General features: G+C 71.2%; 13 protein-coding genes. 2 read left to right on the forward strand and 11 right to left on the reverse strand.

What is annotated here, in order from left to right; all coding sequences use genetic code 11:
- The first annotated feature begins 195 nt into the window (after nucleotides 1-195).
- Nucleotides 196-2,205, forward strand: coding sequence for a serine/threonine-protein kinase (locus FBY35_RS16475; protein ID WP_142214517.1), 2,010 nt, complete (start codon nucleotides 196-198; stop codon nucleotides 2,203-2,205).
- A 10-nt stretch (nucleotides 2,206-2,215) separates the two neighbouring features.
- Here the strand turns inward: FBY35_RS16475 and FBY35_RS16480 are convergent, their stop codons facing one another.
- Both FBY35_RS16480 and FBY35_RS16485 read right to left on the reverse strand, forming a co-directional pair.
- Entirely contained in the window at nucleotides 2,216-3,967 is a 1,752-nt protein-coding gene (locus FBY35_RS16480; RefSeq protein WP_142214518.1) for a serine/threonine-protein kinase, read from the reverse strand.
- A 197-nt stretch (nucleotides 3,968-4,164) separates the two neighbouring features.
- Nucleotides 4,165-5,448, reverse strand: a complete 1,284-nt coding sequence (locus tag FBY35_RS16485; protein ID WP_142214519.1) for an adenylosuccinate synthase — start codon at nucleotides 5,446-5,448, stop codon at nucleotides 4,165-4,167.
- Nucleotides 5,449-5,601: 153 nt separating this feature from the next.
- On the opposite strand from FBY35_RS16485, the gene FBY35_RS16490 reads away from it, so the two are divergent.
- The gene (locus FBY35_RS16490; protein WP_142214520.1) at nucleotides 5,602-6,441 is read left to right on the forward strand and encodes a diacylglycerol kinase; all 840 of its coding nucleotides are present in this window, start codon (nucleotides 5,602-5,604) and stop codon (nucleotides 6,439-6,441) included.
- A gap of 69 nt (nucleotides 6,442-6,510) precedes the next feature.
- On the opposite strand, the gene FBY35_RS16495 is transcribed toward FBY35_RS16490, so the two are convergent.
- The 9 genes from FBY35_RS16495 to FBY35_RS16535 form a co-directional block, all read right to left on the reverse strand.
- On the reverse strand, nucleotides 6,511-7,281 hold the full coding sequence (locus tag FBY35_RS16495; protein WP_142214521.1) for a hypothetical protein: 771 nt from the start codon (nucleotides 7,279-7,281) through the stop codon (nucleotides 6,511-6,513).
- Between the two features lie 136 nt (nucleotides 7,282-7,417).
- Nucleotides 7,418-8,620: a cytochrome P450 gene (locus FBY35_RS16500; protein ID WP_142214522.1), complete on the reverse strand. Its 1,203-nt coding sequence runs from the start codon at nucleotides 8,618-8,620 to the stop codon at nucleotides 7,418-7,420.
- A gap of 275 nt (nucleotides 8,621-8,895) precedes the next feature.
- Nucleotides 8,896-9,555: a response regulator transcription factor gene (locus FBY35_RS16505; RefSeq protein ID WP_142214523.1), complete on the reverse strand. Its 660-nt coding sequence runs from the start codon at nucleotides 9,553-9,555 to the stop codon at nucleotides 8,896-8,898.
- Nucleotides 9,552-10,895, reverse strand: coding sequence for a histidine kinase (locus FBY35_RS16510; RefSeq protein ID WP_142214524.1), 1,344 nt, complete (start codon nucleotides 10,893-10,895; stop codon nucleotides 9,552-9,554). The genes FBY35_RS16505 and FBY35_RS16510 overlap by 4 nt, the downstream gene beginning before the upstream one ends.
- Nucleotides 10,896-11,016: 121 nt before the next feature.
- Nucleotides 11,017-11,895, reverse strand: a complete 879-nt coding sequence (locus tag FBY35_RS16515; protein WP_142214525.1) for an alpha/beta hydrolase — start codon at nucleotides 11,893-11,895, stop codon at nucleotides 11,017-11,019.
- A 179-nt stretch (nucleotides 11,896-12,074) separates the two neighbouring features.
- Complete coding sequence (gene kynU, locus FBY35_RS16520) at nucleotides 12,075-13,268, reverse strand: kynureninase (protein ID WP_142214526.1); 1,194 nt, start codon at nucleotides 13,266-13,268, stop codon at nucleotides 12,075-12,077.
- Nucleotides 13,261-14,082, reverse strand: a complete 822-nt coding sequence (locus FBY35_RS16525) for a tryptophan 2,3-dioxygenase family protein (protein ID WP_142214527.1) — start codon at nucleotides 14,080-14,082, stop codon at nucleotides 13,261-13,263. The genes kynU and FBY35_RS16525 overlap by 8 nt, the downstream gene beginning before the upstream one ends.
- A 100-nt stretch (nucleotides 14,083-14,182) precedes the next feature.
- Nucleotides 14,183-15,079, reverse strand: coding sequence for a DUF3152 domain-containing protein (locus FBY35_RS16530; RefSeq protein ID WP_260848632.1), 897 nt, complete (start codon nucleotides 15,077-15,079; stop codon nucleotides 14,183-14,185).
- Nucleotides 15,080-15,464: 385 nt separating this feature from the next.
- Complete coding sequence (locus FBY35_RS16535; RefSeq protein WP_142214529.1) at nucleotides 15,465-16,076, reverse strand: hypothetical protein; 612 nt, start codon at nucleotides 16,074-16,076, stop codon at nucleotides 15,465-15,467.
- Nucleotides 16,077-16,090: the final 14 nt, after the last annotated feature.

Here is a 16,090-nt window from a genome sequence, read left to right on the forward strand (position 1 = left end):
GCGGACCCGGGGCCGGGAAAGCTGATAGCGCGTACGCCTACGGGCAGCCACCGGCGGACTCACTGGCCCCGGCTTCCTCGGCTACATGAACCGGGGGACGGCCAGGACGTCATCCGCACGCACGGCCGTCTGCCGTGCGCGACGCCCAAGGGGCGGCGGATCTGCGGCGAGGGCCGACCTCGTAGGCTTCGGCGCATGGAACAGCTCGCGCCCCAGGATCCGCGCTCCATAGGTGAGTACAGTCTGCTCGGCCGCCTTGGTGAGGGCGGTATGGGCCGGGTGTACCTCGCACGTTCCGCGGGCGGGCGCACGGTCGCCGTCAAGCTCATCAAGGCCGAGCTCGCCGGGCAGCCGGAGTTCCGTCACCGGTTCCGCCAGGAGGTGTCCGCCGCACGCCGGGTCGGCGGGGAGTGGACCGCGCCCGTGCTGGACGCGGACACCGAGGCTGCGGAGCCGTGGGTGGCGACCGGGTATGTGGCCGGACCCTCGTTGCTGCAGGTCGTGCGGGAGAGCCCGCTGCCTCATGAGTCGGTGCGGACACTGGCGTACGGCCTGGCCGGCGCGCTGCGGAGCGTGCACGGAGCCGGCCTCGTGCACCGGGATCTGAAGCCGTCCAACGTACTGGTCACCATCGCCGGTCCCCGGGTCATCGACTTCGGCATCGCCCGCGCGCTGGAGAACCCGGCCGAGGAAGTGACGCAGACCGGCGTGGTGGTGGGGTCGCCGGGATACATGTCGCCCGAGCAGATCCAGGGTCAGCGCGTCGGACCCGCAGGCGACGTCTTCTCGCTGGGCTCGGTGCTGGCCTACGCCGCGACCGGGCGGCTGCCGTTCGGGCGTTCGGACACCGGGATCCACTCGATCATGTTCCGCATCGTCAGCGAGGAGCCCGATCTGAGCGGCGTGGACGGGGAGTTGCGGCAGCTGATCGCGGACTGTCTGGCCAAGGAGCCGGCGCAGCGGCCGACGCCGGAGCAGATCGTGGAGCGCACCCGTCCCGCCGATCCGGCCGCGCCGTGGCTGCCCGCGGCTCTGATCGCCCAGCTCGGCCAGCACGCGGTGTCGTTGCTCGACGCCGATACGCCGCCGAGGGGCGCCGCGGCGAACCCACCGGCGTACGGTGCTCCGGCACCCGGAGCCCATGGTCCCGCAGCCCCCGCACCCGCAGCCCCCTTGGCCCCCGCCCCCTACGGCCCCTGGGTACAGGCGCACCTCACGGGCGCAGGTGGACCCGACACCACCGGTACGAGCCCTCAGGCACGCAAGCGCTCCGGGCGGACCGTGGCGATCGCGGCTGTCGCCGTGGCCGCGCTGCTGGGCGCTTCCTTTGCCGCCGTCACTCTGCTGCGCGGTGGCGGAGACACGGTGAGCAGCCGTCCGGGCGGCGGCGGGCCGGCCACAGGGCAGCCCGGCGTGGCCGGTCAGGGCAAGGGCAAGGAGTCGCTGTCGTCGTCCGAGCCCGGGAGCGGCGCGAGCAAGGATGCGAAGACTCCCGCGTCCAAGGAGCCCGCGGGCAAGAAGCCGGGAGAGCCGGGGAAGGCCGCCGGGCCGGCCGCGCTTCCCGCCGCGTATACCGGGACCTGGACCGGGAGCGTCTACCGCGACGGCACGGACACCGGGTCGGAGCGCCGGATCACCCTCTCCCCCGGCACGGTCGGCGACACGGTCGTCGCGAGCATCAGCGTGGGCGAGAGCTATCTGTGCAAGGGAACCGGCAAGCTGCTTGCGGCAGGCGGCGGTTCGATCCGTATCGACACCGGCGTCACCGCGAGCACGCCGGCCGGGAAGTGTTCCGCCATCGGCGAGCAGACCCTGACGGCGCGCTCCGACGGAACCCTCGCGTGGACGGCAAGCGGCGGCCGGACCTCGACACTGCGCAGGGCGGGCTCGAACCGGATCCCGGAGCGCTTCCTGGGCTCGTGGGAGCGGTCGTTGAGCAGCTCGAAGGGTACGCAGCGGCTGACCGTCGCACAGGGCGCCGTGGGCAGCAGCGTCGTCACCTTCACCACCACGGGGGACGGCGCGGCCTGTACGTCGGACGCCGAGCTGTTCTCGGCGGGCGACCGGGTCGTGATCGGCCCCTCCCGGGTGCTGAGCGGCGACTGCGCGGCCGCCGGGTCGTCGGTCCTGACAGTGAGCGGCAGCACGCTGACCCGGTCCTTCCTCGACACGGGCAACTCGCCCCGAGAGTACCGCCGTTCATGAGGAGGGCAGCTCAGCCCCCCTCGGCCGGCATGACCCGGGTCACCTTGCCCTTGGGGTCGGCCTCGAGGTGGCCGCTTTCGTAGTCGTCTGCCAGGTAGACGGCGAGGTTCTTCGGCGTGTTGAACGTTTCGTTGGCCGCGTTGACCAGCAGATAACGTGAGGTCGGATTCTTCACCTTCAGGTCCTTCTCGGCCCTGGCCAGCAGAGCAGGGACGACGTCCCAGTCGAATTCGTCCAGGCTGAACGGGAGATCGCCGCCCATGAGCGTGCTGCTGATGATGCCCTTGGTCGCCCCCTCGCCGACGCGGTAGGTCCAGCTGTCGTAGCGCTTGTCGCTCCCCTTGACCATGACGGACACGGAGATGTGCTCCGGGTAGACGGTGAAGTCACCGGCCCTGTTGGTGCCCGTCTTCGCCTTGATCTCCTTGATCGCCATCCGGATGCCGGCGGGCGTGAGCAGATCGACCTTCTCCGTCTTGTCCGGTTCCGTCCTCTCCGGCGGGGCGGAGGACGTCGCGGTCGGTGTCGGGGTCCGCGAGCTGGTGGCCGGGGAGCCGGCCGGTGAGGAGCCGGTGGCATCGCCCTTCCCGCCAACGTCCGGCAGCAGGGACCACACCAGGACGCCCGCCAGCACGGTCCCGACGACGGACGACGCGATCGCGATCCGGCGCTTCGCACGGGCGCCCGTCGGGGGCGTTGTGTGCCGTGTGGGGCCCATCGGGTAGGGGGTCGGCGGCCCCATGGGGACCGGCACGGCATTGTGCCCGGTCGCGGGTCCGAAGCCCATCGGCGGCCCGAACCCGGGCGGTGCGGGCGGCGGGGTCGCGGGTCCCGGCGGAGGCGTCGCCGGTCCTGACGGGGGCGTCAGCCGGTACGACGTGGTCCCGGCCGTCCCGCCCGTCCCGCTTGGAGTGCCGACCTCACCCTGAGCAGCCTGCGCAAGCATCCGGTCGACGGTCTCCGGGTCCGGCCGCGCGGCCGGGTCCTTGACGAGAACCGCGGCCAGTACCCCTGCCAGCACACCCGCCCGCCGAGGAGGCGGAAGCTCCTCCTTGAGCACGGCGGCCAAGGTCGCCAGCGTCGTCCCCCTGCGCAGCGGATGGTTCCCCTCGACGGCGACGTACAGCATCATCGCCAGTGACCACAGGTCCGAGCCCGGGCCACCGTCGTCGCCGGAGATACGCTCGGGCGCCATGTAGTCGGGCGTGCCGATGATCGACCCGGTCATGGTCAGCGAGGTCGACTCGCGGATCGCCGCGATGCCGAAGTCCGTGAGGACGGGGCGTCCGTCGGGCCGCATCAGGACATTGGCGGGCTTCACGTCACGGTGCTGGATGCCGACGTCGTGCGCGGCCCGCAGTGCGGCCAGCACGTCGCGCCCCATCCTGGCCGCCTCGACCGGCGTCATCGGCCCCTTGTTCAGCCGGTCCTGGAGCGATCCGCCGGTGACCAGTTCCATGACGAGCCACGGGTAGGCGTGCTCTGCGCCGTCCACCACGTGGTGGATGGTCACCACATGGGGATGATTGACCCGGGCGAGCGCCCGCGCCTCCCGCAGCACTCTCTCCCGCAGCATCGCAGCGGCCCCGGGGTCCGCCTCGGCGAGCCCGGGATCGGGCGGCCGCACCTCCTTGAGGGCCACGGCCCGGTCCAGCGCCAGATCGCGCGCTCGCCACACCATGCCCATACCGCCGCCACCGAGCCGGGCCTCCAGCTCGAAGCGCCCGTCGATGACCCGTCTGCCGGATTCCCCGTCGCTCATGGGCGGGAGCCTACGAGGTGCCGGTGACACGAGCCCGGGCAGGTGCCTCCATCGTTGTCCGGCCGACGCGCTCCACGCCGGCGGGTGTGGGTCCGCACCGAGGAACTCGCGGAAGGCCCGTGGCCGTTCCCAAGGTGACCTGGCGCAACGCCGGACAGGGGAGCCACCATCCGGGGCTCCCCCGTCCGAAAGCCGTCCTACAGGAAGGAGTTGATCTCGATCGTCTCGGTACGGCCGGGGCCCACACCGATCGCCGAGATCGGCGCGCCCGACATCTCCTCCAGCGCCTTCACATAGTCCTGGGCGTTCTTCGGCAGGTCGTCGAAGGTCTTCGCCTTGGTGATGTCCTCGGACCAGCCCGGCAGGTACTCGTACACCGGCTTCGCGTGGTGGAAGTCGGTCTGGGAGTACGGCAGTTCCTCGACCCGCTTGCCGTCGATCTCGTACGCGACACACACCGGGATCTGCTCCCAGCCGGTCAGGACGTCCAGCTTGGTGAGGAAGAAGTCGGTCAGGCCGTTGACCCGGGTCGCGTAGCGCGCGATGACCGCGTCGAACCAGCCGCAGCGGCGGTCACGGCCGGTCGTCACACCGCGCTCGTGGCCGATGCGGCGCAGCGCCTCGCCGTCCTCGTCGAAGAGCTCGGTCGGGAAGGGACCCGCTCCGACGCGCGTGGTGTACGCCTTGAGGATGCCGATGACCCGGCTGATCTTCGTCGGACCCACGCCCGCGCCCGTGCAGGCGCCGCCCGCGGTCGGGTTCGAGGAGGTGACGAAGGGGTACGTGCCGTGGTCGACGTCGAGGAGTGTGCCCTGGCCGCCCTCGAAGAGGACGACCTTGCCCTGGTCGATGGCGTTGTTGAGGATCAGCGTCGTGTCGGCGACGTACGGCTTGATCTGCTCCGCGTACTGGAGCATCTCCTCGACGATCTTCCCGGCCTCGATGGCGCGCCGGTTGTAGACCTTGGCGAGCAGCTGGTTCTTGGACTCCAGCGCCGCCTCGACCTTCTGCTCGAGGATCGACTCGTCGTAGAGGTCCTGGACGCGGATGCCGACGCGGTTGATCTTGTCGGCGTAGGTCGGGCCGATGCCACGGCCGGTCGTGCCGATCTTCCGCTTCCCGAGGAACCGTTCCGTCACCTTGTCGAGAGTGACGTTGTACGGAGTGATCAGATGGGCGTTACCGCTGATCAGGAGCTTGGACGTGTCGACGCCGCGGTCGTTCAGCCCGCTCAGCTCGGAGAGCAGAACCGCCGGGTCCACGACGACGCCGTTGCCGATGACCGGGGTACATCCGGGCGAGAGGATTCCGGAAGGGAGCAGATGCAGCGCATACTTCTGGTCGCCCACGACAACCGTGTGGCCGGCGTTGTTGCCGCCCTGATAGCGCACCACATAATCCACGGATCCACCGAGGAGGTCGGTGGCCTTTCCCTTGCCCTCGTCACCCCACTGAGCACCGAGCAGCACAAGTGCGGGCACAGGCGTACACCCCTTCCGGGCGGGGCAAGACCAAGGTCAGGGGGCCTGAGCCGTGCCTGAGTCTTCGGACCGGTTGCCCCGGAATAGACGAAGCCCCTGGCGCAATAGCGCAAGGGGCTCTTGCACAAAGATGCTACCCGAGGAAGGACCGAGGTGTCGGCTCACGACCAGCTACTGGTGGTCATCGACCCGGTCGCCCGCCGAAACGACGGCGAGTCCGTGCGGATCGCGAAAGATGTGCTGTGTGGCGGGTCGGAGGCGAAGATCTGCCTCCCCGAGGGGCCCGAGGAATTCGCGCGGGCACTGGCCCGCAGAGGGTCGCGCAGGCCCGTGGTGGTGGGTGACGACCGGACGCTGCTTCGGGCGGTGGCCCTGCTGCACCGCGACCGCTGGCTCGGAGACGGGGCCCTGGCGATGGTCCCGGTGGGGCCGTCCGTAGCACTGGCGCATGCGCTGGGTGTGCCGCGCGGAGCGGTGGCCGCGGCGCGGGCCGTGCTCGACGGGGTCGTACAGCGGCTCGATCTGCTGGTGGACGAGAGCGACGGGGTGGTGCTGGGGGATCTGGCGATCCCGGCGGCCGCGGGGCCGGCGGGAGCGCCCGCGATGAACGGCTCGACCGGCGGCGCGTCCGTGTGGGACACCTGCCGTTCGCTGGTCCGCACCCTGGTCCGACCGGCACCGCACACATCCGCGGTACGGACCCACCGGTTGCGGGTGGAGGCGGACGGGGTGCTGCTGACCGACCTGGACCGCCTGGTGGAGGCCGTGACGGTACGGGCGGGGGGCGGACGCGCGGAGGTGACGGTGCGGCACGGCGCCCACACCGATCCGGTCATGGCGCGGGCCCTGACGGTGACGGTGTCGGGCGCGGACTTCCGCTACCGGGCGGACGCGCTGGTCACGGGCCCCGTCCGGACGCGGACATGGACGCTGAGACCGGGGGCATGGGGCCTGACCCTGCCGTCGACGGCGGCCGCGGCGGGGGGCGGTTAGGGGCACCGTCAAGCGTGGCGCCGGGCTGGTCGGTCTGAGGGGCCGCCGGCCCGGCGCCGTTCGTCGGGGTCAGCCGGTGCAGCCCTCGACCGACCCGGTGCAGGCGTTCGGGCTGTTGTCGGTGACCGAGGTGGCCATGAGGGACACCGAACCGCTGCTGTTGTGGATGCCACCGCCGGCGTCGGCGCCGCCCACCGAGGTGTTCGTCGTCACCGCCGAGTAGTTCATCGTGACGGTGCCGCCGAGGTTCGCGACGCCGCCCCCGGACAGAGCGGTGTTGTCCCGCACCGTGGAAGCGTTCAGCGTCAGGGTGGCGCCCGAGAAGTTGGCGATACCACCGCCGACATCGGCTGTGCTGGAGTGCACCGTGGAGCCGTTCAGCGTCATCATGCCGGCGTTGAGGACGGCGCCGCCGTAGAAGTTCGCGTTGCTGTCGCGCACGATCGAGTAGTTCAGTGTCACCGAGCCGTTGTTGAGGAGACCGGCGCCGTTTTCGGCGGAGCCGTTGGCGATGGTCAAGGCACTGACCTGCACGTCGGCACCCGCGCCTACGGTCAGGGTCGTACCGGCGGCATTGCCGTCGAGAACCGCACCGCCGAAGCCGATGAGGCTGAGGTTCTTCTCGACGGTGACGTTGCCGGCGCAGGTCCCCGCAACCATGATCGTCGACCCCGGGGCCGCGTTGTCGATCGCGGTCTGGAGGTTCTGGGCGGGGCAGTTCACGATGGTCTGGGCCGAGGCGGGGGCGGCCGAGACCACTCCGGCCGCGGTCGCGGTGACCGCCACGGTCACGGCCGGCGCCCACAGGCGCCACGCGCGAGTCGCTCGCATCTTGAGCATGCTGTTGTCTCCTGTTCGTCTGCCGGGTCGCCCGGCGCGAGGCATGGGTGCCCGAACAGGTCGACAAACGCAACCCGGGCAGCACAGCCGTCCCACGAACGGCCGGAGCCGATGACCTGGGTGGGCTAAGGACGAACTACAGCTCGACGCGCAGCTCCTCGAGGCCGCGGATCACGAAGTTCGGCCTGCGTTCCGGCTCGGCCGCCGGACGCAGGGTCGGAGCCTGGTCGAGCAAGGCCCCCAAGGACGCCGCCAGTTCGATACGTGCCAGGGGCGCGCCGATGCAGTAGTGGATGCCCGCGCTGAAGGAGATGTGCGGGTTGTCCTCGCGGGACAGGTCCAGGGTGTCCGGGTGGGCGAAGACGTCCGCGTCGCGGTTGGCCGAGCCGAAGAGCAGGGCGACCTCGGAGCCGCGCGGGATCGTCGTGCCGTCGATCTCGATGTCGTCCAGGACCCAGCGCTCGAACAGCTGGAGCGGGGTGTCGTACCGCATCAGCTCCTCCACAGCCGTGGACAGCAGCGAGCGGTCCGCGCGCAGGGCCGCCAGCTGCTCGGGGTGGCAGAACAGCGCCCACCAGCCGTTGACCGTGGCGTTCACCGTGGCCTCGTGGCCCGCGTTCAGGAGCAGGACGCAGGTGGAGATCATCTCCTGCTCGGAGAGCCGTTCCGACTCGTCGTGCGCGGCGATGAGGCCCGAGATCAGGTCGTCGCCCGGCTCCTTGCGGCGAGCGGCGATCAACTCCCGCAGGTAGTCGGAGAATTCGACGGACGCCCGGACGGCACGACGCGCCGTCTCCTGCGAGGGGCTCAGCTCGTACATCCCGCAGATGTCCGCCGACCAGGGCCGCAGCTGCTTGCGGTCGGCCTGGGGGATGCCCAGCATCTCGGCGATGACGGCGACCGGCAGCGGCTCGGCGACGGCCGTCAGCAGATCGCCGCCGCCGTCCGCGACGAGAGCGCCCACCAGCTCGGATGCCAGCCCCTGGACGTACGGGACGAGCCGCTCGACCGTGCGCGGTGTGAACGCCTTCGAGACCAGGCGCCGGATGCGGGTGTGGTCCGGGGGCTCCAGGTCCAGCATCCCGTTGTCGTTGAGCGTGTGGAACGGCTCGTGTGCTTCGGGCGGCGGCGTACGCCCGAACTCCTCGTGGGTAAAGCGGTGCAGATACGTCCGGCCGAGCCGCCTGTCCCGCAGCAGTGCGGAGACGTCGGCGTGGCGGGGTACGAGCCACTGGCGGGTGGGCTCGTAGAAGTGGACGCGTCCGCGGGCGCGGAGTTCGGCGTAGGCGGGGTAAGGGTCGGCGAGAAACGCGGGTGACCAGGGGTCGAAGGCGGCCATGGGCTGACGCTAGCCGAAGGTGCGGCCGGGCCGTAGCCCCCGGTACAGCTCCTGGTCCTGATCCGAACGACGGTTCTAGACTAGGGGGGTGTCTCTTGGATCAGGCCGGATCAGTGAGCGGTGTCTGGTGATGGGGGCACCTCCCGTGCCCGAAGGGCTACGGGGGAGCATCGCAAGGCGGAGGTGGAGCCCACGCGGAGCGTAGGCGACTGACGACAACGCAGCGAGGTGCCGTGCCAGGGCACGCGAGCCCGGCAAGATCCGAAAGACGCCCCCTAGCCCGGCGTGACCAAGCGCGCCTCGTACGCGAACACCGCCGCCTGCGTCCGGTCCCGCAGACCCAGTTTCACCAGCACCCGGCTCACATGCGTCTTGATCGTCGACTCGGCGACCACCAGATGTGAGGCGATCTCCGCGTTCGACAGACCCTGCGCGATCAGCACGAGGACCTCCGTCTCGCGCTCCGTCAGGTCGCCCACCTGCGCCAGCGCGGGCGGCCGCGGGTTCTGGGACAGCTTGGAGAACTCCGTGATCAGGCGGCGCGTCACCGTCGGGGCGAGCAGTGCCTCGCCGGACGCCACCACCCGTACGCCGTCGGCGAGTTGGCGTGCGGACGCGTCCTTCAGCAGGAAGCCGGATGCTCCCGCGCGCAGCGCCTGGTACACGTACTCGTCGAGGTCGAAAGTCGTCAGCACCAGCACCTTGGATTCGGCGTGCGCCGCGACGATCTCCCGGGTCGCCTCGATGCCGTTCAGCTCCGGCATACGGATGTCCATGAGGACCACGTCGGGGGTGAGCTCGGCGACCCTGGCGACCGCCTCGCGGCCGTTCACGGCCTCGCCGACGACCTCGATGTCGGGCATCGCGTTCAGCAGGACCGAGAAGCCCTCGCGGACCATCATCTGGTCGTCGACGATGAGGACGCGGATCGTCATGAGGTCTCCTCGGAGGCGGTCTCGGCAGCTGCGACGGGAATGAAGGCGGTGACTTCGTAGCCGCCCTCCTGCGTGGGCTGCGCCGTCATCTCGCCGCCCAGCATCGTCACACGCTCCCGCATGCCGGTGATGCCGTGCCCTGCCCCCGGTGAGGGCTTGACCAGGCCCTGGGGCGCGGTGTTCACGATCCGCAGGCCCAGACCCCCGAGGACGTAACTGATCTCGACCCTCGCCGTCGACCCGGGCGCGTGGCGAAGCGCGTTGCTGAGCGCCTCCTGGATGATCCGGTAGGCCGACAGCTCGACGCCCTGCGGCAGCAGGCGGACCGCGCCGGTGACCGTCTTGTCCGCCTCCAGGCCCGCGTCGCGGACATTGGAGAGCAGGTTCTCGATATCTGCGAGCACGGGCTGCGGGGCGTCGGGGGCCTCGTAGTCCTCCGCCCGTACGACGCCGAGGATGCGGCGGAGCTCGGCGAGCGCGGCAACAGCGTTCTCACGGATCACCTCGAAGGCCCTGGCCAGCTCTTCGGGCGGGTTCTCCACCCGGTAGGGCGCGGCCTCGGCCTGGATGGCGACGACCGACATGTGGTGGGCCACGACGTCGTGGAGCTCGCGTGCGATCGTCGTGCGCTCTTCGAGCAGTGTGCGCCGGTCGCGCTCGACGGCCGTCACCGTCTGCTGGGCCGCAACTTCCTCCTTGGCCTCGCGGCGCACGTGCCACACGGTCACCACCAGCAGCACCAGCGCGGCGACGAAAAGCATCTCGGGAATGTTGGAGCTGCTGCCCGAGGAGAGCATGACCCCGGCGAACAGGCCGTATCCGGCGGTGAGCAGCCACATCCAGGCCGCAGTGCGCGGCCGGGTCCGCAGCGCCACGAGAGTCATCACCGCCAGATGCGCGACAAAGCCGCTGGGCGACCACGGCCAGTCGCCCTCGAAGCCGGCGGTGACGCCGAGGGGCGTCGACGCCAGCGAGAGCCACCACGCCCCGACGGGCCTGAGCAGCGTCATCACCACGGCGGCCGCCGGTATGAACCCGGTGAGCACCAGCGCCGGTCCCACGCCCTCGCCACCGTATGCAAGGAGCAGCGTGAACATCGCCACGGCGCCCACCGCGGCATGCGGCATCCAGGCCGCGGCGTCGCGTATCCGGCCCGGGAGCCGCCGGGTGAGCGGCCCGTCCGTGCGCCTCCGCGGCAGCGGCCGGTAGGCGAACGCGTCATGGAACAGGTCCTGGCGCAGGCCGCTCAGCGCGCCCATGGCCAGGCGGTACTCGGGGGTGCGGTTCATCTCGGTCACGTACAGAAAGGTAAGCGGACGGACGGATGCGGTCGTCAGCATCACTGCGGATCCTGCCGCGTCCGTCCTGAGTACTACGTGGTGCTACCTGGTGGTCCGTCCCGTCCGGCGGCTGCGGGCGTCCTTGGTGATCCGTCGCTCACCGGACGAATGTCCGGGCGCTCTACCAGGCGAGTTGAGCGATCTCCTCCGCCACGACCGCGCACGCGTCGGCGGCGGGATCGATGAGCGGGAAGTGCCCGACGTCTTCGAGGAGGGTCAGCCCGACCGTCTCCCCCGCCTTGGCCGCGGCGTCGACAAACGACTCGGAGACCTCGTGCGGCACAACGATGTCGATACGGCCCTGCACGACGGTGGTGGCGATGCCCGTCGGCAGCAGTGCGGCCGGGTCGGCGTGCGCGCTCCTCGCCTCGAACTGCGCCTCGCCGCCGAGGAGCTGGATCACCGCGCCACCGCACACGTCGAGCTCGACGGCGTGCGCGAAGTCCGCGATCGGGGCGAGCGCGACGACCCCGCGCAGCGCGGGCGGCACGTCCAGCCGCCACGGCGATCCGACGGGCAGCACATGCCGCGCGGCGGCCCACAGCGCGAGCTGCCCGCCCGCGGAATGCCCGGTCACCACGATGCGCCGGACGTCCGCGTGCGGCAGGGCCTTGCGGGCGAGCGCGGGCAGGGCGTCCATCACCGCGGCGACGTCGTCGAAGGTCTCCGGCCACCGCCCGGCGACGGGGCCGCTCCCGCGCTGCTGCGGAATCTCGCGCCCGCGCCGGTACTCCACGGTGGCGACAGCGAGCCCGCGGCGGGCCAGGAAGTCCGCGAAAGGGGTGACATGCTGCCGGTCGTACGGAGCCCGCCAGGCGCCGCCGTGCAGTACGACCACGAGGGGCGCACCGGCCTGCCCGCCGCGGGGCGCGTAGAAGTCGACGACCTGGTCGGGATGGTCCCCGTACGCGACGGACACGTCCGGCGCGACGGCGGGATGCGAAAACACCGACTCGGCCTCGGCGGCGTCACGGGCGACGGGGTCGACGGGGTCCGGCATTGCGCTCCAACCTTCCTGCGGAGTGGCGGAATTGACCTGACCAGCGGGGACGGTACCAGCCGGCTCCGCTGGGCGGGGCTTGTCCCCACCCCACTCTTTCCCGTGACCGGAGCTGCCCCGGGCCCCCGCGTGCGACCTCGGCCGCACGCGGGGGCCGGGGCAGCGCCCCGGGAACACCCTCAGCCCGCCAGAACCTCCGCCAGGACCGCCGCCGCCCGCTCCGCATCGCCGAATCCCACATACAGAGGCGTGAACCCGAACCGCAGCACGTCCGGCCGGCGCAGATCACCCACCACGCCCCGCGCGATCAGCCGCTCCATCACCGCGGGCGCGTCCGCGCACTGCAGCGCGACCTGGCTGCCGCGCTCGGCATGTCCGACCGGGGTGAGTGAGGTGACCGCCCCCGCGGGCACGTACGACGCGACGCACTGAAGGAAGAAGTCCGTCAGCGCCAGGCTCTTGGCCCGTACCGAGTCGATCGAGATCCCCTCCCACACGTCCAGCGCGGCCTCCAGCGCCAGCATGGACAGGATGTCCGGCGTCCCGACCCGCCCCCGGACCGCGCCGTGCGCCGCCTCGAAGCCGGGCGTCATCGCGAAGGGGTCCGCGTGCGAGTTCCAGCCGGGCAGCGGGGAGTCGAACGCCGCCTGGTGCCGCTCGGCGACGTACAGATACGCCGGCGAACCAGGCCCTCCGTTCAGGTACTTGTATGTGCAGCCGACCGCCAGGTCCACGCCGTGCTCGTCCAGGCCGACCGGCAGCGCGCCCGCGCTGTGGCAGAGGTCCCAGACCGCGAGCGCCCCCGTCTCGTGGATCGCCGCGGTGAGCGACGGCAGGTCGTGGAGGCGGCCGGTGCGGTAGTCGACATGGTTGACCAGCGCGACCGCCGTGCTCGGCCCGAGCGCTGAGGGCAGGTCCGCCGGGGCGACCGGCACCAGGCGCCGGCCCGTCATCCGGGCCGCCGACTCGGCGATGTAGCCGTCCGTCGGGAATGTCGTCGCGTCGACCACGATGTCCGTACGGGAGTCGTCCCCGCACAGCCGCACCGCCCCGACAACCGCCTTGAAAACGTTGACACTCGTGGAGTCGCCGACCACCACCTGCCCCGGCCCGGCCCCCACCAGCGGCGCGATCCGCTCGCCGATCCGCTCGGGCGCCGTCCACCAACCGCTCTCGTCCCAGGAGCGGATCCGCAGCTCGCCCCACTGTCGGCCCACCACGTCCGCGACCCGCGCGGGTACGTGCGCGGGCAGCGCGCCCAGCGAGTTCCCGTCCAGGTAGACCGTCTCGTCGAGCGCGAACAGCTTGCGCGCACCGGCCAGTTCGTCGGCGGCGTCGAGCGCCGCGGCCCTGTGGGCCAGTGACTCAGACATGGCTGCGCGCCGTCCACAGCTCCGGGAAGACGTTCTTGCGGGCCCGCTTCTCCAGCCAGGCAACCCCCGCCGAACCGCCCGTTCCCGCCTTCGAGCCCATGGCCCGCCGCGTCGCCACCAGGTGGTCGTTGCGCCAGCGCCACACCAGCTCGCCGACATCGGTCAGTGCCTCGCCGAGACGGACCGCGTCGGAGTCCTGGTCCTCGCCGCCGTACACCGCGGCCCAGACCTTCTCGACGTCCTCCGACGGCTCGTACTTCTGCGACAGGTCCCGCTCCAGGACCGAGGACGGCACCGGGAGCCCGCGCCGGGCGAGCAGCCGCAGCACCTCGTCGTACAGGCTCGGCTCGTGCAGGGCCTTCTCCAGCTCGGCGTGCACGCGCGGCGCACCCCGGTGCGGCACCAGCATCGACGCCGACTTCTCGCCGAGCAGGAACTCCATCCGCCGGTACATCGCGGACTGGAAGCCGGAGCCTTCGCCGAGCGCGCTGCGGTACGCGTTGAACTGCGCGGGCGTCAGGTGCGCCAGCGGCTTCCACGAGGCGTTGAGCGATTCGAGTTCGTAGGTGCTGCGCTTCAGGGCGGCGAGTGCGACGGGCAGATCGTCCGCGCGCAGGGCGCGGGCGGCCGTCTCCCACTCATGGACGATGACGGTGAACCACAGCTCCATCACCTGCGTGGTGACCAGGAAGACCATCTCTCCCGGGTCGTCCGAGAGCGTCTTCTGGAGATGGGTGAGAACGTCTGCCTGGACATAGTCCTCATAGGGAGTAGTGCCCGCGAAATCCAGGTTCGGGGCCGCGTCATGTGACATCGCTGTCTCCTCGACGTGTCCGGGTAGCGGTCCGCCCCTTCCTGTTGGCTTGGGAGCCCCGGTCCCCACCGGCATCATAAGCCGCCGGTCTTTGCCCGGGTCAGAGCTCCGGGCCTGTGACGTACGTCCCGTCCTCGTCGTACGGCCAGGCATTGGAACGGCAGCCGTCCAGCCCTTTGATCTGCTGCATCATCACCGGCGCGAGCCTGTCCGCGCCCCCGCAGCCCAGGTGCCGGCGGATGCCGATCTCGTGCCCGATCTCGTGGTTGATGATCAGATGCCGGTACTCGGCGGGGGTGCCCGCGAACGTCGGTGAGCCCAGCAGCCAGCGGCGCAGATTCACCACGACACCGTCAGCGGTCTCGCAGTTCAGCTCGCCGTGGGTGTCCAGGCCCTGCGCGCCACAGAGCCGGTCAGCGGTGGCCGGGGTGGCGATCCTGATCACGAAATCGGCGTCGGCCTCGGACTCGACGAGCTGGAAGGAGCCCCTGCCGTGGGCGCCCCAGCCGCGCGGATGGGCGAGGATCTGCTCGATCTCGGCGGCGGCGTCCTTCGCGGGGATGTCGACGCCGTTCTCGACCTGGACGCGGTAGCGCCGGAGCGGGCCCGAGCCGGACGGGCGGCCCGTGCCGCGGGCGGTGGTGAAGCTGCCCGCGCCGGAGGCCGGGACCTTGGCGGGCGGCTTCTCCTTGGCAGGCGGCTTCACCTTCTCGGGCGGCTTGGCGGCGGGCGGCTTGGCGGCGGGCGGGCGGTTTCGCGAGGGCGCCGAGGAGGTGGTGCGCGGCTCGGGGTCGGCGGGCTCGGGGCTCGGGGACGATGGAAGGAGCGGCTGGACGGTGTCCTGGACGACTCCGGTCACGGGCCGCTCCCTGCCCTGCCAGTGCGCGAGGGCCGCACCGCTGCCGAGCGAGAGGACGACGAGGGCCGCGCCGAGCGGGAGTATGCGCAGAGGCCGGCCGCGGGAATCCTTGCGACGGGCGACAGCACGCTTGCCCAAGACAGACCCCTCCCCAGCGGTACCGGTGTGTGGGGCGGACAGGCCGAAGGCCCGCGTCCCACGATCAAGACAGGAGAAACGGGCCTTCGGTTCCATGCGTCAGCACAGCGCGGCTGCAAAGGATGGCGTTTGCGCAGGTCAGAGGCGTGGACCGGTTGGTCTCGGCGGGTATGGAAGGGAGCCGGGGAGCAGGTCGGCTCCCAGATGGCTCCCAGAACGGGGCAGGTCCTCGGTACTGGCCGGCGGGGCGGTCCCAGCGCGCGCAGAGCCAGGGTGCCTCCTCGGAGACGGGAACCAGGGGGCGCGACGGTGGTTCTGGCGCACCGTTCCGAGCGCGAGCACAACGTCGGAATCGCGCCGGCGCGTACAGGCGAGTCGGCCAGGGTCAGGTGGAGCGGCGGTAGTAGGTGATCGAGAGGTTCACCGGGCCGTCGTCGGAAGGTGTGTTGAGGATGCGGATGATGGCGATCTCCCGGCCGCCGTAGGCCCGGACGCAGAAGCTGCGGTCGGCGCGCAGGGTGGTGAAGGGCAGGGCGGAGGCGGGCTGGGTGTCGAGGCCCTGGAGGCAGTCGGGGAGGGTGACGGTGCCGACAGGTGGGATGTAGGCGGCGCTGTCGTCGGGGATGTAGAACTCGCCGGCCTCACGGCCCAGGAACCAGGCGGGGGTTTCCCGGCTCACTCTTCCCGTCTTGAGGTCGATCTCGTAGTCGGAGTCGGGGGAGGTGAGTTCGAGGTTGGTGTAGGGGACGGTGTAGTCGGGGGTCGCGGTCGGCCGCGGGGACGCGGAGGACGGGCTGGGGGTCGCGCCGGTGGACGGGGGGAGGCCGATGGCGGTGGTGTCCTGGTCGCCGGGCTCGTCGAGGTAGTCGGAGTCGAGCAGGAGGAGGGCTGCTGCCGCGACGCCGGCGAGGAGGGCTGCGGTCGCCAGGAGCGCGGTGCGAACGCTTTCGGCTGTCCCCGCCGCGCTCGCGGCGGGGACACAACCCGAAGGACTCACCGGTGTACGGCTCT

Origin of the sequence: Streptomyces sp. SLBN-118 (genome assembly GCF_006715635.1) — a bacterium.
Lineage (GTDB): Bacteria > Actinomycetota > Actinomycetes > Streptomycetales > Streptomycetaceae > Streptomyces.